Genomic DNA, 15,853 nt, shown 5'->3' with positions numbered 1-15,853 from the left:
TGCAAGGACTTTGTCCAGAAATGGGCCCCTCCGCTATGGGGGAAGGCGCTCTCCTCCATGCTGGCGAAGCGCATCATTCCGTGTCTGGACGTCCGCGACGGTCGCGTCGTGAAAGGCGTCAACTTCGTGGGGATCCGCGACGCCGGAGACCCCGTGGAGTGCGCTCGGCGTTACGACGCCGAGGGGGCCGACGAGATCACCTTCCTGGACATCACGGCCTCGCACGAGGCCCGCGGCGCGCTGCTGGACGTGGTGGCGCGCACCGCCGAGGTGGTGTTCACGCCCCTGACGGTGGGCGGTGGCGTGCGCTCCCAGGACGACGTGCGGGCACTGCTCGACGCAGGAGCTGACAAGATCAGCATCAATACCCGGGCGGTCGAGCACCCGGAGCTGGTGCGCGAGATTGCCGAGGCGTGGGGGTCGCAAGCGCTGGTCGTGGCGGTGGACGCCAAGCGCACCGCGAGCGGTGGCTTCGAGGTGTTCACCCATGGCGGCCGCCGCGCCACTGGGCTCGACGCCGTCGATTGGTGCGTGCGGGCGGCGGCGCTCGGTGCGGGAGAAATCTTGCTGACCAGCATGGACCGCGACGGCACCAAGCAGGGTTACGACATCGATCTGCTTCGAGCCGTGGTGGCCGCCGTTCCCGTGCCCGTGGTGGCGTCGGGGGGCGTCGGCACGTTGGAGCATCTGTACGAGGGTCTGGAAGCCGGCGGCGCGGATGCCGCGCTGGCGGCGTCGATATTTCACGACGGCATTCACTCCATCGCGGAGGCCAAGGCCTTCTTGCGATCGAAGGGTGTGCTCGTCCGCGGAGGTGAGGCATGAGCGTGACGCTGCGCGAGGTGATGGGGGCGGCTCGGAGTCGAGCGGCTTCCTTGGCGGCGGAGGTCGCTGGCTATCTGGTGTTGGGGGCCGCGGACCAAGCGGCGGCCCGGGCGGTGACCGGCGACGACGTCGTGCTGGGGGAAGACGGCACGGTGCGCATCGCCAGCGGTCACTCGGCGGACGACGCGCAAGCGGAAGCCGCGCTCCGGCTGCTGCTCGGTCAGCTGCTCTTGGAGGCGAGCTCGGTGACGCCCGCGCTGTTGCGCGCGAGCCAACGTCCCGCGGCGGCGGGCATCGACGCGCTGGTACAGGAGCTGGAGGCCGCCCTGATCCCGGTGAACCGTGGCGCGGGGCGCCGGGCCCTGGCCCGCCTGCACCGAGACACGGATCGCGCCCGCGCCGCTGGTGCCCTGGAGCCGACGCCGGCGCCGGTGGTGGCCGAAGTCGAGGTGCATCAGCTCTCGGAGCCCGAGGCGCCGGTGCTCACCCCCATCGCGCCGCTCTCCAGCGTGGCGCCGACTGCCGTCGAGGTCAGCGCATCGCCCGTGGAAGCCGTCGCGTCCGTGCTCGTCGAGGCAGCGCTGCCGGAACCTCCGCGGGAGCTCAGCTGGCTGAGCCCCGAGGTCGCGCCCGTCGCTGAGCTCACGCCGTCGGACCTCGCGATCGACATCGACGTGGACGAGCTGCTCGAGAGCGAGCCCGCGCCCGCGGTGTGTGCGGCTGATCTCGAGATCCCGGAGCTCGAGCTCCCGCCGTCCCCGGTTCCTCTCGCCGTCGCCGCGGCGGCTCCGCCGCGAGAGGAGCTGACGGTTCCGGAGCCGGTGATCCAGCGTCGCGCGGAAGGCGCGCACACGCCGCAGCTCGGCAGTGCCGCCGGCGTGCTGCTGCCCGAGGATGCGACGGATCGCATGCCGCCGGTGATGGAGCTCTTGCCCGCGGAGTGCACCGTGGTGATCGCGGAGGTCGAGGAACGTCCGGTGACCGAGGTCGTGGAGCGCACGCAGCCGTTGCCCGAGGTTGCGGAGGTGAGGACGGAGGCGGAAGCGACCGCGGAGCCGGTCGCGGAAGCGGTTGCGGTTGGGGAGCCGGTTGCGGAAGCGGTTACGGTTGGGGAGCCGGTCGCGGAAGCGGTTGGGGAGCCGGTCGCGGAAGCGGTTGGGGAGCCAGTTGCGGAAGCGGAAACGGTTGCGGTTGGGGAGCCGGTCGCGGAAGCGGTTGGGGAGCCGGTTGCGGAAGCGGTTGGGGAGCCGGTTGCGGAAGCGGTTGGGGAGCCGGAAGCGGAAGCGGTTGCGGTTGGGGAGCCGGTCGTGGAAGCGGAGCCGGAGGGGTTTGGGGAGGCTTGGCCGGAGGCGGTGGCGGCGGACCCGTTTGCCGGCGCGTGGCTGGAGGCCGTCGCCGAGCTGGAGGCGGAACCGGAGGCGGTCGCCGCCGGGCCGGTGGTGCGGCCGGATCCCGAGTTCGGGGAGCCGGAGGTGGTGGACGACTCGGATTTGTACAGCGTCGAGGAGCTGTTCGAGCACGCGCGGTCGGCGACCTTGCCGCAGCGCGCGGCGGGGCCCGCGCGCTACGCGCCGCCGCGCTATGCGCCTCGTCAGAGTGACGTCAGCGACCTGCTTCGGGATTTCGGCGTCGCCTCCGTGGGCGACGATCGCGAGCTGTGCCGCGATCTGAAGCTGCTCGCGGGAATGGACGCCACCGGGGCGCCGCCCAGCGTGGAGAGCGTCACGCCGCCCCCGGTCGCGGTCACCACCGACGACGAGGACGACGAGCGCGAAGAGCCCGCCGCCGGCGGCCGGGCCCGAGCCGCCGTCGGGGCTCTGTGCGCGCTCCTCCTCGTCGGCGCCGCGGGCTCTACGGCGCTGCCCAATAGCCGTGCCCTGGCGTCCGGTGGAGTGCGCAGCGTCGCGGCCCGAGCCGAAAGCCGCGTCCAGCGGGAAGCTCCCTGTAGCGCCGAAGTCGCGGTCAAGCGCGTCCCCCAGGACGCCCAAGTCACGCTGCGGGGTGGGGCCGCGGACCAGGTCCTCGAGCCCAGCCAGCGGCAGGACGATCGGGTGGCGTTCTCGGGACTCCCGTGCCGCGAGGCGGTGGAGGTGACGGTCCACCGCACGCGGCAGAAGCGCTGGCTCCGGATCCCCGTCAGCGCCGCCCGACTGGCGCCCCCGCCGGGGGCGCCAGGGCGCGTGCGCGTCACCCTACTAGCTCGTTGACGCCCGCCACGAGGTGTGGGCTTTTGTCGACCCATGCACGAACAGAACATGGCCATCCTGAAGGGGCTCGTGAGCGTGGCGTGGGCGGATGGCAAGGTCGCGCAAGAGGAGCTGGAAGTGATCGAAGCGCTCCTGGACGCGTTCGAGGCGACGCCCAGCGAGGCGACGGAAGTGCGCACCTACGCCAAGGAGCACAAGTCCCTCGACGACATCCCGATCACCGATCTGAGCTTCGATGATCGCCGAGTGCTGTTGCAGCACGCCGTCTTGCTCACCTACATCGACGGCGAACAGCACGAGACCGAGAAGAAGCTGCTCGAAGAGCTGTGCGAGCGCTTGCGCATTCCGACGCTGGAAGCCAAGGGCATCATCGACGCCGCCAGCGATCGAGCGAAGAGCTTCCTGAACTTGCTGTGATCAGCCGGCCCCCACCTGCCGCTCGATCTCTTTGAGCAGCGCGATGGGACTGAAGGGCTTCGTGTAGTAGGCGTTGGCTCCCGCGTCGGTCGCTTTTGCGCGGGAGTCAGGGTCGTCCAACGCGCTGATGATGATGACGGGGATGGAGCGGGTGGTCGGATCCGCCCGCAGCCGCCGGCAAACTTCGAAGCCGTCGTACTGACCTGGAAGCATCAGGTCCAACAGCACGAGCTTCGGCGGATCCGTGGTGGCGACGTCGATGGCCTTGGCCCCGTTGGCCACCGCCGTGACGCTGTAGCCACGTGCTTGAACCAACGCCTCGATCATCTTGCGGATCGAGTCCTGATCCTCCACGACCAGAATGCGCATGGTGGAGCATCATAGCCCTACCGACGCTCATCTATCGCGTTTTCGTCGCCGGGCTCACAGCCGGAGCACGAAAGCGGTACCGCCGCCCTCGCTCTCGATCTCCAGCCGCCCGCCCAAATGACCGGCGGAAAGGCTGGCCGCGAGCAGCGAAATCCCGTCCGGACGGCCCAAGGAGGTGGGGTCCACGCGACGCGACAGCAGGTCCCTGCGGGCGGCGTCGGGGACGCCCGGCCCGCTGTCCACGACCTTCAGCACCGGGCCCGCTTCCAGGCGTACGGTGACGCTCTGGTCCCGGGGCGTGGCCAAGAGAGCATGGTCCAGTAGCGCTCGGACCGTGACGGCAAAGGCCGCGGGCCGGGTGGTGTGGGAAATGTCCGGGGCGATCTCGCTCTCGAGCCGGATGCCGCGTCGCGTGGCTCGGTTCGCCACGGCGTTCACTGCATCGCGCACCGCCGCGCTCAGATCGACGCTGCGGGTGGCGTCGTCGGAAGGATAGTCCGCCACCCGCCCCAGCTCCTGCATCACCGACTGAGCCCGAGTGAGGCGCTCCTCCACCCGCTGACGTAGGGACGCCGCCGGCGTTGCCGCCAGCTCTTCCCGAAGCCCGTCGAGCCACGCGCGCATGCCGCGCTCGACCGCAGCGACCGACGCCACCAGGGTCTCGAAGCGCGCTTCGAGGTCTTCCTGACCAGCGGGGCGTTCTGCCGGCAGCTCTCCCGACGCGACCACCTGGGCCAGCTCCCGGGCGTACACCTCGCCGAGCTGCTGCGCTTGCTCGAGCTCTCGGCGGAGCTCCGCGACCTCGCGCTGATCGCTGGCGCCGTCCGCGGGCAGCCACATCGACTGCAAGCCGCCCTCGAGCTCCAGACGCCCGCCGTGGCGCACCGCCATGCGGGACAGCCAGCGCCGCTCGAGCTCCGCCGTGGGGGAGGCGTCGGGCCCCAGCTCGGCGCTGATCTTCACCCACTCGCCCTGGCGTCGGATCTCGACCTCCGCGCCGCCGCCGTCTCCCGCCGAGCTCGGCCCCGCGTTGGTCTGCCCAACCAGCAGGTGGAGCATGCGCCGAAGCTCGCTCTCCTCGCCGAAAACCTCGGTGCCCGCCCCGGGCTCCATGGCGATGCGGGCGTTGGGCGCGATCTCGCACAGCAACGCCGCCAGATCGATGCGTCCGCGACGCGCCTTGCTGGTGGTGCCGAGCTGCAGCTCCCCCAGCCGGCCGATGGCGTCGTCCAGCGCATCCAGCGAGGTTTCCACCTCGGGGGTGTGCTGGATGGTGACCTCGTTGCCCGGCGGCGGCGGCTGGGTCATGGCCGAAACGCCTTCGCGCAGGGCCTTGGCGGCACCGCGGGCTTCTTGAGCCAGGAGCCAGGACAGCTCCTGGCGGGTCAGGCGTTCGTTCGACACGAGCGCGAAGGATGATGCCACGGTCTGGCGTGCCCGGCCATGGTCTCGTGATCGGTCACTTCTGCCGCATTTCCCAATGGATGGCGGCTCGCCGCGTTAGACTCTAGGATACGTTGCAATGCGCGCGTTGGGAGTCTGGGTCGCGGTCTTGGTGCTGCTGCTGGTGGGCGCCATCCCGGGCTGCGGGGACTCCAGCGTGCCGAGCCCCTTCACCAAAGATGCCGGCGCGGACGGCGACGCTGGCGGCAGCGGCGGGGGCGACGCTCAGGGGGATGCCGATCCGCTCATCGGTGGGCCCTGCGTCGACGATGGGCAGTGCGACGACGGCATCGATTGCACCTTCGACGCCTGCGATCAGGAGATCAAGCACTGCCGCTTCACGCCGGACGCCAGCAAGTGCCAAGACAGCGTGTACTGCGATGGCCTCGAGGTGTGCGATCCCAAGCTCGGCTGTCGGGAAGGGGAGCCCATCTCCTGTTCCGACAAGAACACCTGCACCATCGACAGCTGCGTGGAGGCGACCCAGTCCTGCGACCACGTGGTCCGCGACATGGACGAAGACGGCGATCCCGACGCCGCGTGCGGGGGCAAGGACTGCGACGACACCAACCCGCTGGTCAGCGGCGAGCGGCCGGAGATCTGCGGCAACGGGGTCGACGACAACTGCAGCGGCGAGATCGACGAAACCGGCTGCGTGGCGCCGGAGCACGACACCTGCGTCGACCCATTGGAGATCACCGCATCCGGCGTCAGCACCCTGTCCCTGGTGGCCACCGCCAGCGACTACGCCGCCAGCTGCGCGGGCAGCGGCGGAGGTTGGCGCGACGCCGTCGCCGCGCTGATCGTGCCCGCCGGCGGCCCCCAGGACGTGGACGTCGTGGCGCAGGTCTCGGCGGGGCAGCTGGCCCTCGCCAGCTTCGGCCAGTGCGGCGCTCCGGCCACCGAGCTCGGCTGCAGCACCTCGTCGCCCGTGCCCCAGTCAGGACAGCTGGCCCGCCTGCGCCTGAGGAGCCTTGCCCCCGGCGCCTACCCGCTGGTGGTGTTCGGCACCGCGGATACCGACGTCACCCTGAACGTGAAGTTCTTGCCGCCCACCGTCCAGCCGACCAACGAGACCTGCGGCACCGCGGCTCCCATCAGCCCCGGGGTGCACCAGACGGTCTCCATCGTGGACGCGGCCCAGGACCTCACCGGCGAGTGCAGCGCCAACACCGGGGAGCTGGTGTTCTCCCTCGACCTCACGGCGCCGATGGACGTCCACGCCTACGCCGTTTCCCTGGACGGCTATGGCAAGCCCACCCTCACGTGGTGGCAAGGGCCCTGCACCGCTCCGAGCCAGGAGCTCGCTTGCAGCTCGGGCAAACAGGCCGACGCCTTCGTTCGGGCCGCCAGCCCCGGCACGCTGTACCTCGCGGTGGCCGCCACGGTGCCGACGGATCTGGATCTGGTGGTGGAGCTGTCACCCCCCACGACGCCTCCGGCGGACGAGACCTGCACCTCGGCCCCGCCGCTCACGCCGGGGCAGACCTTGGACGTTCCCCTCGCGGATCACACCGACGACGTGAAGCTCGGCTGTCAGCCCGGCGCCGTCGACGCCGCCTACACCCTGGATCTCGCGGCCAAGTCCGACGTGCTCCTGGTCGGACGCCTGAGCGACTCGGACACCGCCGCCGTGGCCCTCAGCAAGCCCGCCTGCAGCGGTCCGGCGGACGCCCTCGCTTGCCAGAGCTCGACCCTGAGCCCCGTGCGCACCGCCAGCCACGCGCTGGCGGCGGGCAGCTACCGCGCCATCGCCGAGTCCACGGTGGCGAGCCCGATGCAGCTCACCGCCTTCGTGCGCAACGCCACCGTGCCCACCCTGGTCCCCTTTGCCGACACCTGCGCCGAGGCCGTGCTCATCCCCGAGACGGGCGGCTTCTTCCAGGGCAACACCGACAACGCGAGCGCCGACTACGACGCTGGCTGCGACTTTGGCGGCCTCGCGCCCGGCGGCGCTCCGGATCAGATGTTGAAGCTGGTGCTCTCGGCGAAAAAGCGAGTCATCTTCGACATGCAGGGCAGCGCCTACTCCACGTTGCTTCAAGTCCGCAAAGGCCCCGGCTGTCCCGGTCAGGAAATCTCGAAGGCCTGCGCCGCGGGCTACTTCGCGAGCCGCAGCTTCCTCGATCTCACCCTCGATCCCGGTGAGTACCTGGTGCAAGTCGACGGCTACGCCGGGGACTCGGGCGCGTGGTTTCTCGACGTGTTCACCGCCGATCCCTGAAGCTTCACTTCAGGTATTTCCTTGTCGCCTCGCCGCGGAACCTCGCGGTTCGCAGGGCGGCGCGGGCCTGTGATACCCTGGCCGCATGCCGCGTGGGGGTCGCCTCCTCGTCGCCGCATCCGTGGCCACGATCCTCGCAGCTGCCGTCCCTGCGTCGGCCGATGCTGCCGGTCTGCGCCCTGCGCCGGCCCGCCGCACGTTGATCCAACGTCGGCCCGCCGACGGCCTTCGGCCCAGCGAGCGCGCGGAGCTCATGAACGGCGCCGTCGTGTCACGACCGCTCGAGCTCGATCGCGACGACGGGCACTACGTCGGCGGCGTGTCGTATCAGCTGGTCCGCGCTGCGCCGCAGGAAGTGCTCGCCGCTCTGGCGGACGTGTCGCGGCTCCCTGCCGTGCTGCCCCGGACCAAGTCCGCGCGGCTCGTGACGCAGGGGGACGGGGAGCGTCGCGTGGAGCTCGAGCAGGGCAACGGCATCGTGTCGGCGAGCTACACCGTCGTGCTTCGTCACGACGGCCCGAGCACCCTGCGCTTCTGGCTCGATCCCACGCGGCCCCACGGCATTCGAGACGTCTGGGGCTACTTCCGGGTGGAGCCCTTCGACGACAGTCGCTGTCTCATCACCGTGGCGGCGGCGGTGGACGTGGGGCCCGGCTTGGTGCGGCTGTTGTTCGAGAGTCGGGTGCAGCGCGTGGTGCTCGATACGCCGCGACACATCCGCGACTACATCGAACCGCGCGCCCTGGCCACGCGCTGAGCCCCGCCATGACATCGATGAGTGCTTACGTAACGAGCGCCGCCGTGCTGCTCTCGGTCGTGGGCTGCGGCGGCTCCCGGGGGAGCGGAGCGGGAGGTTCCGCGGCGGACCAACAAACCCAGGAACCCACGCAGAACGGGCCGTGTGAGCCCGGCCCCAACGGCCCTCCCGTGAGCAACGAGCACGCGCTTTCGAAGGCCTACCCGAGCTGCGAGGCGGCGTGCTGGGAGCTCGAGTCGCTGGCGCCGCCCGGTGGCGGGATGCCGGCCAGCGCGAAGCTGGTGTCCTGTGCGACGGCTGCCGACGGGCGCAGCGTTCGCTGTGTGGTGCAGCACGAGCGGGTGTGCATCGAGCCCGACCGACCGTACTGATGACGCGGCGTATCGGGCTCGTGCTGTTGGCGATCGTGGGTTGCACGCCCGCAGCGCCGAGACCGGCTCCGCCGGAGCGCGCGGTCGCGGTGCCCGAGCCCCCGGCGCAGCCGGACAGCGGTGCCGCGCCACCCGCGGCGGACGCGGGAAACCAGCAGGAAGCCGAGCTCGACTGGCTCCGGCAGCGGGTGCCGAATCTCCGCGAGCTGCGTCATGGTTCCAACGTGAGCGAGCTGTTTGCGTGGGTCGGAGCCCAGCGCACGCTGTGGCTCACCGGCGGCAAGTATCGCTGTGCCCGCACCGAGGCCCAGCGCGGCGCTGAAGACGATCTCGTGAGTCTCGAGATCCTGGACTCGGAGCGCACCGTGAAGGGGCAGCGCGAGCGCACCCTGGTTGGCGGCTACGCGGGGCATCTCCTGCGCTACGGCTCGAGCGGCCACACCGAGCGGCAGCAAGCGGATGGCAGCTGGAAGGGCGATGGCGGTTGGGGCTCGAGCGGGGGGACGATGGTGGGAGCCCTGTCCGGGTTGGGGGAGGACGCGGCGAGCTACTCCGGACGACCGGTGTTCCTGCAGGCGCGCTGCCCGCGCGTGAGCCTCGGCTGCGCTGACGGCGGCACGCGACCCTGCCGGGATTGCTCGGCGTTCGAGGTGGTCCTGCACCCGATGATCGTGGAGGGCGGCTACGGGATCATTGGCGAGAAGCTGCCGAAGACGTGCAATGAGCCCTGTCCCGCGAGCGACACCACGGATCTCGATCGCGCGCGGGGCATCCTGGAGCGGCTCCGGGACCCTTGGCTGCCGGACGACGAGCGCAGCGACGTGGGGCTCTTCCGCTCCCTCGAGGCGTGCCAGCGGGCGCTGCCAAAGCCCTGAAATTTCCAAGACATGAGTCAGGGACGCCGATCTTTGTCCGATCCCGCTTAGTGAAGTAAGAATCGTCGCATGCTGGCGCGCATCGGCGTGATCGCCCTGAACACGTACCGCGAAGCGGTGCGTGCGCGGGTGTTGCACGGCTTGTTCGCGCTGGCGCTGGCCACCGGGGCCTATGCCCTGGTGGTGGGTCAGTTCGCGCTCAGGGACAGCTTGCGGGTGGTGAGCGACCTGGGCTCGGCGTCCATCTCGCTGTACGCCATCATCGTCGCCGTGGTGCTGGGGGCGACCTCGCTCTATCGCGAGCTGGAGCTGAAGACGATCTTCCCGATCCTGGCGCGGCCCCTGCGCCGCAGCGAATACCTGGTGGGGAAGTACGCCGGGACCGTGCTCACGCTGGGAGTGTTCATCGCCGCCAATGCCGGCGCGCTGCTCTTGGCCCTGGGGCGGCTGACGGATCGCTCCCTCGGTCTGGTGGTGGGGGTCGGGCTCGGCTGCACCGCGGTCCTCGGGCTGGTCGCCTGGCGCTTGCCGCGCTGGCGTACGGCGTTGCCCATCCCGTGGGCGCTGCTGCTGCTCGCCGCCGGCTATTGGCTGAGCTCCGGGGCGCCGGACGATCGCCGCGTGATCTTGGGCTCGGCGGCCCTCACGCTGTGCGAGGTGACGGTGGTGGCGGCCATCGCCACCGTGTTCGCGTCCTTCTCGTCGCCGTTTCTCACCGCCGTGTTCACCTTCAGCGTGTTCTTGGTGGGGCGCAGCGCCGACACCTTGGCGCACCTGCCGCCGCGGGTGTTCGGTCCCACGGTGCAGACGCTGGGGGAGGTGCTGAGCAAGATCGTCCCCAACCTGATGCTGTACGTGCCGCCCCGGCCGCTGCTCACCGGCGAGATCTCGACCACCCCCCTCGGGGACTACCTGCTCCTGGCCCTGGCGCAGGCCTTGGCCTGGGCCGTGGGGCTCCTTTCCGTGGCCAGCCTCATCTTCCGACGGCGTGATTTCCTATGAGCCGGGTGCTGCGGACCATCGCCCTTTCACTGCTGGTGATCGTGCTCGCCCTGGCCGCCTTGACGGCGCGGGCGATGCTCGAGGGACGGCGGGAGCTCGCGGAGTCGGACGCGGCTTTCGACCAGGGGGATCTCCACGGCGCGACGGAGCACGCGCGGCGCGCCGCGGTGCTGTACGCGCCGGGCGCGCCCCACGTGCCCAAGGCCTACGCGCGGCTCACGGCCATTGCCGTGGGCGCCGAGGCCGCGGGCGATCGCCGCGAGGCGGAGTCCGCGTGGCGCGCGATCCGCGGGGCGGCGCTGGAGACCCGGCACCTGTGGATCCCGGAGCGGGCGCACCTCGCCCGCGCCAACGAAGCGCTGGCTCGGCTCGCCGTGAGCGAAGGGGATCGCTCCACGGCGGGGGACAGGAAGGCGGCCTTGGAGCGGGCGCGGGCGGAGCTCGGCCGCGACGACGCCCCCGGGGCGCCCTGGTTGATCGCGCTGGTGCTCGGCTTCGTGTCCGCTCTTCTCGGGCTCGGGCTCGTCGCGCTACGCGGCGTGACGCCGGACGGCCGCATCGTGATCGGTCGCGCCAAGCTGGGGCTCGCGCTCGCGTTGCTGGGAGCAGCCTGCTGGACGGTGGCGGTATGGAAGGCGTGAGCGCGGACGACTTCGCGCGGCGCATCGATCGCTTTGCCGAGTTCCTCTCCGGCGAGCGCCGCTCGTCGCCCCACACCGTGAAGGCCTATCGTCGCGATCTCGAACAGCTCGCGAGCTTCTTGCGCGAGCGTCTCGACCGACCGGTGGGCGTCGCCGACATGAACAAGCTCAGCTTGCGGGGCTGGCTCGGGGATCTGGCGCGCACGCGCTCCGCTACCAGCATCGCCCGCAAGCTGGCGGCGGTGCGCGCGTTCTGCCGCTACCTCGAGCGCGAGGGCGTATTGCGGGAGAGCCCCGCGGCGCTGCTCGCGAGCCCGAAGATCCGCCGCAAGCTGCCAGGCTTCTTGTCCGCGGACGCGGCTGCGGAGGTGATGGACGCACCGCACCAGCTCACGGGCCGCCCTGAGGTGGAGGCGCTGCGGGATGCGCTGGCGCTGGAGCTTCTCTATGGCGGAGGGCTCCGGGTGAGCGAGCTCGCGGCGCTGGATGTGGAGAACGTGTCACTGGAGGAAGACCAGCTGCGCGTGCTGGGCAAGGGACGAAAGGAGCGCATCGTTCCCCTCGGCAGCAAGGCCCGCGAAGCGGTGCTGGCCTACCTCTCGCGGCGGGGCGAATTGCGTCACCCCAAGACGGGCGCACAGGATCCGCGAGCGCTGTTGCTCGGTCGTCGCGGTCGTCGCCTTGGCGTGCGGCGGCTGCAGACCCTGGTGCAGCGCTATGGTGCGCTCGGCGCCGGTCGTCCGGATCTCCACCCCCACGCTCTGCGTCACTCCTGCGCCACCCACATGCTAGAGGGGGGAGCGGACCTGCGCGCGATTCAAGAAATGCTCGGACACTCCAGCTTGTCGACGACTCAACGCTACACCCACGTCTCCCTCGACCAACTGCTGGGTGTCTACGATCGCGCCCACCCCCTGGCGCGACGAGCGAAGAAGAGAGAGCCGAAGGAATGAACGAGTCAGCGGCGGTGGCCGAAGCTTCGCCCAAGCTCGGCGCGAAGGAGCTGTTCCTGCGCACGGCGCGGGCGACCCTGGGCGCGACGTTGGTCGGACTGGTGGCGGCGGCTCTCGACGCGCGCTGGGCGGCCGCGCAGGCGGGTGAGGGGTTCGGGCGCGTCTTCGCCGGCGACGCGGGCCTGGTGTGGCCCATCGCCTTTGCGGTCGGGATCGCGGTGGGGGTGGGCTCGTGGTTCTTGCACCCCGCGGCGCCCCCGTCGTGGCGGCGGCTGAAGGCGTCGCTTCATCCCGAAGACAGCGCCCTGGCGCTGTTGGCGCCGCCATTCGCGGCGCTGTGGTTGGTGGCCACGGCCGCCCTCGCCACCCGAGGCCTCGCGGCGGACATCACTGCGGCCGCCGGGGGTGCGGCCATCGCCCTGGGCGCGCTGTTTGCGGCCCTCGGCGTGGGCGTCGTCGCCCTGGGCGCCGCCCGGGGTCTGACCCGCGTCGCGGCCGACAAGCTCCCGGCGCCGGCCGTGAGTCTGGGGCTGGGTGTCGCCGTCGCCGCCCTGTTCATCGCCTACGCCGTCGTCACGGGCACCACCAGCGGCGCCGGTGGCACCCTCGCGCTGTTCGGCGTGCTCAAGCGTCCGGAGTTGGATCTGCGAGGGCCGGGGCTATTGCTGTTGATCGCGGCGGGGGCGTATCTGCTGCCCGCGGCCTTGCGCCGCGTGCCCGCCGTCGCCGCCCTTGGCGTCGCGCTGCTCATGGGCGCCACCACGCTGTACAGCGCCGGTGCCGGCCTCGCCGAGCGCCAGGTGGCTCTCGCCGCCGAGCGGGGCGCGCCCCTCGGCAAGCTGGCCCTCGCGCGGCTGCGCAAGCTCACGGATCGCGATCACGACGGCTTCAGCGGGCGCTTCGGCGGCGGTGATTGCAACGACGCCGATCCCGCCATCAGCCCGGGTGCGGACGACGTGCCGGAAAACGGCGTGGACGAGGACTGCTCCGGTAAGGACGCCCGCCAGCTGAAGCTCTCGACGCCGGAGGTAGAGGAGCCCAAGGACAAGAAGGCCTGGGTCGCCCAAAAGCTACCGAAGGATCTGAACGTGGTGCTCATCACCGTGGACACCATGCGCTTCGATCTCGGGTACATGGGCTACGAGCGGAACATCACGCCCAACATCGACAAGCTCGCGAAGCAGAGCGTGGTGTTCGAGAAGGCCTACTCCCTCGCGTCTTACACCGCCAAGAGCTTGCCGCCGATGTTGATTGGCAAGTATCCGAGCGAGACGCACCGCGGCTGGAGCCACTTCAATCGCTTCGGCCCGGAAGACACCTTCGTGCAAGAGCGCCTGCAGAAGGCCGGCATCCGCACCATCAGCGTGCAGGGCTACTGGTACTTCTTCCAGCCGGGGGTCGGCTTCGAGCGGGGCTTCGACGTGGTGGATCACAGCGCCGCCCCCAAGGCCATTCAGATGGAGGGCGACCGCACCGTCACCGCCGACAAGGTGAGCGACGCCGTCTTGGACGAGCTCGGCAAGGCGGAGAACACCGACAAGCGTTTCTTCTTGTGGGCCCACTACGTGGACCCGCACGCGGAGTACGTGCGGCACGAGGGCTTCGATTTCGGGCCCAAGAGCCGCGACGCCTACGACAGTGAGCTGGCCTTCGTGGACCAGCAGGTCGGGCGCGTGCTCGATTTCGTCGCCAAGCAGCCCTACGGCAAGCGCACCGCGATCCTGTTCACCAGCGACCACGGCGAGGCCTTCGCCGAGCACGGCATGATCCGTCACGGCTTCGAGATCTGGGAAGAGCTGGTGCGCGTACCGTTCATCGTTCACGTTCCAGGGGCGGCGCCGCGACGGGTGAAGGTGCGGCGCAGCGCCATCGACGTGGTGCCCACGATCCTGGACCTGTTCGAGCTTCCGCCGCCCAGCGGGGAGGGAACCGATTTCATCAGCGGTCACTCGCTCCTGTACGACGTGATGATCCCGCCGGGGCACGAGCTCAAGCCTCGCATCGTGTTCGTGGACATGAGCGCAGGTCCCAACAACGGCGAGCGCCAGGCGTTCATCGAGGACGACAAGAAGCTGGTCGGCAGCCTGGGCCGCCCGATGGCTCTGTACGATCTGGCGACCGACCCCGGCGAGAAGAAGGACCTGCTGGACGACAAGGACGTCAGCGACAAATACGTCGAGCGCTACAAGGCGTTCCGGCGCGATCTCAAGGAGGTCGTGGTCAAACCCATCCCCAAGTGAGACCTGGATCAGTCATTGCGTATCTCGATCATTTCGGCAGCCCTGTTCCCCCTTGTCCTCGCCGCCTCCGCCCGGGCGGAAGACAAACCGCTGAAGCCCAAGACGCTGGAGCCTCCGCCCGAGGGGCGCGCGCGGTTCATCGCGGATCCCTTGCTCGACGGCGGCATCTTGAGCATCTCCGGTGGCTTCGCGCTGCTCCTCAATCAGATCATCTCGACGGAAGAGCTCACCCCACAACAGCCCGGTCCCACGGACCGACTGCTATCCATCGACCGCGGTGTGGTGCACCAAGAGCCGAGCGCTACCGCACGCACGATCTCCAACGTGGGGCTGTATTCCAGCGTGGCCTACGCCGTCGGGGACTCCGTCTACACCGGTGTGGCGGATGGCGCCGAGGCGGGCTGGGTGGACCTCATCATGTATGCGGAGACCGCCGCCGTCACCGGCGCCGTGACGAACCTCGCGAAGCTCGCCGTGCGCCGGCCGCGTCCCAGCGCCTACCGTGAGCGCGACGAGATCGTCGCCCAGGGCGGTACCGCGCCGGAGGTCACGAGCACCAACTCCGCGCTGTCGTTCTTCTCCGGCCACGCATCGATGACCGCGGCTCTTTCGTCCACGGCCACCTACCTCGCCTTCGTGCGTTCCGGCCCGACCCGCGGCTACCTCACCCTGGCCGGCGGCACGGCGGTGACCACGGTCGTGTGTTGGGGGCGTGTCCGCGGAGGCGTCCACTTCCCGACTGACGTGATTGCCGGCGCCATGGCCGGTATCGGGATCGGCGTGATCGTGCCGCACTTGCACCGCGAAGCGCAGCTCAAGCAGCGGCCGGTGTGGGTGGGCGTGCTGCCCACCGAGGGCGGCGGCGGCCTGACGCTGAACGGCTTGTTCTGAGCTCAGCCCACGCGGTTGCGGATCGAGCTCTGCCAGTCGCTCAGCGATCCGTCGGGGAACCAATCGCTCACCACCTCGACGATGGTGAGCAGGCGGGCGCGCTGATCGGGCCCCAGCGGCGTGTTGCGGCGATCGAGGTTCTCGAGCAGTCGATCGACCGACGAACGGATCATCGCTGCCAGCTCTCGCGGATCCTCCGCTGCCTCGGGGCTCGCGATCAGGGTCTCGAGCACGTCCAGCGACCCGAACTGAGGCTCGGTGCTGAGGTCCATCACCGGGCGCCGCTCCACGCGCTGCTCGATGAGCTCGATTCCGGGCGACATGCTGGAGACGACGGGCCCTCGAGTCACGCCGAACTTGAGCTCCGCGGCGCCCAGGCGAATGGTGTCCCCCAGGTCGAGGCCCCGGGTCTTCACCACGCGGTCCCCGTTGACGAAGGTGCCGTTGCTGCTTCCCAGATCCGTCACGCTGACCTTGTCCCCCACGCGGCGGATCAGCGCGTGCTCCCGCGACACGCTGGGCTCGTCGAGGAAGAACGCCACGCGGCTGCCGCGGCCCACGAGGGTCTCCCCTTCGTGGATGCGGTAGCGCATACCGCGGTGCTCGAGCCACAGGATCACGGCGTACTAGGCTAAATC

The 15,853-nt window shown here is 70.3% G+C and carries 15 protein-coding genes; 12 read left to right on the top strand and 3 right to left on the bottom strand.

The genetic code is table 11. From position 1 onward, the window contains the following. Positions 1-57: 57 nt before the first annotated feature. From hisF to H6717_11500, 3 genes are read left to right on the top strand one after another with little or no spacing between them, the layout of a single operon-like run. A complete protein-coding gene (gene hisF, locus H6717_11510) occupies positions 58-825 on the top strand; it encodes an imidazole glycerol phosphate synthase subunit HisF (GenBank protein ID MCB9577638.1) in 768 nt (255 codons plus the stop codon). Further along, positions 822-3,032 (top strand): hypothetical protein, encoded by a 2,211-nt coding sequence (locus tag H6717_11505; protein MCB9577637.1) that lies wholly within the window; start codon positions 822-824, stop codon positions 3,030-3,032. Before hisF ends, H6717_11505 begins: the two co-directional genes overlap by 4 nt. A 33-nt stretch (positions 3,033-3,065) precedes the next feature. Next, on the top strand, positions 3,066-3,449 hold the full coding sequence (locus tag H6717_11500) for a TerB family tellurite resistance protein (protein ID MCB9577636.1): 384 nt from the start codon (positions 3,066-3,068) through the stop codon (positions 3,447-3,449). On the opposite strand, the gene H6717_11495 is transcribed toward H6717_11500, so the two are convergent. Continuing rightward, positions 3,450-3,818 (bottom strand): response regulator, encoded by a 369-nt coding sequence (locus H6717_11495; GenBank protein MCB9577635.1) that lies wholly within the window; start codon positions 3,816-3,818, stop codon positions 3,450-3,452. Positions 3,819-3,872: 54 nt separating this feature from the next. Then, complete coding sequence (locus tag H6717_11490) at positions 3,873-5,222, bottom strand: sensor histidine kinase (protein MCB9577634.1); 1,350 nt, start codon at positions 5,220-5,222, stop codon at positions 3,873-3,875. A gap of 118 nt (positions 5,223-5,340) precedes the next feature. Here H6717_11490 and H6717_11485 point away from each other — a divergent pair, with 118 nt between their 5' ends. From H6717_11485 to H6717_11445, 9 genes are all read left to right on the top strand, one after another. Then, complete coding sequence (locus H6717_11485) at positions 5,341-7,485, top strand: putative metal-binding motif-containing protein (protein MCB9577633.1); 2,145 nt, start codon at positions 5,341-5,343, stop codon at positions 7,483-7,485. 85 nt (positions 7,486-7,570) lie between these two features. Then, a complete protein-coding gene (locus H6717_11480; GenBank protein MCB9577632.1) occupies positions 7,571-8,242 on the top strand; it encodes an SRPBCC family protein in 672 nt (223 codons plus the stop codon). Between the two features lie 8 nt (positions 8,243-8,250). After that, the gene (locus tag H6717_11475; GenBank protein MCB9577631.1) at positions 8,251-8,613 is read left to right on the top strand and encodes a hypothetical protein; all 363 of its coding nucleotides are present in this window, start codon (positions 8,251-8,253) and stop codon (positions 8,611-8,613) included. Then, on the top strand, positions 8,613-9,488 hold the full coding sequence (locus H6717_11470; GenBank protein ID MCB9577630.1) for a hypothetical protein: 876 nt from the start codon (positions 8,613-8,615) through the stop codon (positions 9,486-9,488). Before H6717_11475 ends, H6717_11470 begins: the two co-directional genes overlap by 1 nt. Before the next feature lie 69 nt (positions 9,489-9,557). Then, on the top strand, positions 9,558-10,490 hold the full coding sequence (locus tag H6717_11465; protein ID MCB9577629.1) for a hypothetical protein: 933 nt from the start codon (positions 9,558-9,560) through the stop codon (positions 10,488-10,490). Beyond that, the gene (locus H6717_11460; protein ID MCB9577628.1) at positions 10,487-11,131 is read left to right on the top strand and encodes a hypothetical protein; all 645 of its coding nucleotides are present in this window, start codon (positions 10,487-10,489) and stop codon (positions 11,129-11,131) included. Before H6717_11465 ends, H6717_11460 begins: the two co-directional genes overlap by 4 nt. Next, positions 11,119-12,084, top strand: a complete 966-nt coding sequence (locus H6717_11455) for a tyrosine recombinase XerC (GenBank protein MCB9577627.1) — start codon at positions 11,119-11,121, stop codon at positions 12,082-12,084. Before H6717_11460 ends, H6717_11455 begins: the two co-directional genes overlap by 13 nt. Further along, complete coding sequence (locus H6717_11450; GenBank protein ID MCB9577626.1) at positions 12,081-14,324, top strand: sulfatase-like hydrolase/transferase; 2,244 nt, start codon at positions 12,081-12,083, stop codon at positions 14,322-14,324. Before H6717_11455 ends, H6717_11450 begins: the two co-directional genes overlap by 4 nt. 15 nt (positions 14,325-14,339) lie before the next feature. Next, positions 14,340-15,215: a phosphatase PAP2 family protein gene (locus tag H6717_11445; GenBank protein ID MCB9577625.1), complete on the top strand. Its 876-nt coding sequence runs from the start codon at positions 14,340-14,342 to the stop codon at positions 15,213-15,215. 2 nt (positions 15,216-15,217) lie between these two features. Here the strand turns inward: H6717_11445 and H6717_11440 are convergent, their stop codons facing one another. Next, the gene (locus H6717_11440) at positions 15,218-15,808 is read right to left on the bottom strand and encodes an FHA domain-containing protein (protein MCB9577624.1); all 591 of its coding nucleotides are present in this window, start codon (positions 15,806-15,808) and stop codon (positions 15,218-15,220) included. Between the last annotated feature and the right edge of the window lie 45 nt (positions 15,809-15,853).

The sequence above is a fragment of the Polyangiaceae bacterium genome (assembly GCA_020633235.1).
Lineage (GTDB): Bacteria > Myxococcota_A > Polyangia > Polyangiales > Polyangiaceae > JACKEA01.
Note: the sequence above shows the minus strand (reverse complement) of the source record. Positions and strands in the feature narration are given on the sequence as shown.

Coding starts and splice junctions, on each gene's coding strand:
- H6717_11485 (MCB9577633.1), top strand. CDS start 5,341: ATGCGCGCGTTGGGAGTCTGGGTCGCGGTCTTGGTGCTGCTGCTGGTG.
- H6717_11450 (MCB9577626.1), top strand. CDS start 12,081: ATGAACGAGTCAGCGGCGGTGGCCGAAGCTTCGCCCAAGCTCGGCGCG.
- H6717_11495 (MCB9577635.1), bottom strand. CDS start 3,818: ATGCGCATTCTGGTCGTGGAGGATCAGGACTCGATCCGCAAGATGATC.
- H6717_11475 (MCB9577631.1), top strand. CDS start 8,251: ATGACATCGATGAGTGCTTACGTAACGAGCGCCGCCGTGCTGCTCTCG.
- H6717_11440 (MCB9577624.1), bottom strand. CDS start 15,808: ATGCGCTACCGCATCCACGAAGGGGAGACCCTCGTGGGCCGCGGCAGC.
- H6717_11500 (MCB9577636.1), top strand. CDS start 3,066: ATGCACGAACAGAACATGGCCATCCTGAAGGGGCTCGTGAGCGTGGCG.
- H6717_11455 (MCB9577627.1), top strand. CDS start 11,119: ATGGAAGGCGTGAGCGCGGACGACTTCGCGCGGCGCATCGATCGCTTT.
- H6717_11505 (MCB9577637.1), top strand. CDS start 822: ATGAGCGTGACGCTGCGCGAGGTGATGGGGGCGGCTCGGAGTCGAGCG.
- H6717_11460 (MCB9577628.1), top strand. CDS start 10,487: ATGAGCCGGGTGCTGCGGACCATCGCCCTTTCACTGCTGGTGATCGTG.
- H6717_11470 (MCB9577630.1), top strand. CDS start 8,613: ATGACGCGGCGTATCGGGCTCGTGCTGTTGGCGATCGTGGGTTGCACG.
- hisF (MCB9577638.1), top strand. CDS start 58: ATGCTGGCGAAGCGCATCATTCCGTGTCTGGACGTCCGCGACGGTCGC.
- H6717_11465 (MCB9577629.1), top strand. CDS start 9,558: ATGCTGGCGCGCATCGGCGTGATCGCCCTGAACACGTACCGCGAAGCG.
- H6717_11480 (MCB9577632.1), top strand. CDS start 7,571: ATGCCGCGTGGGGGTCGCCTCCTCGTCGCCGCATCCGTGGCCACGATC.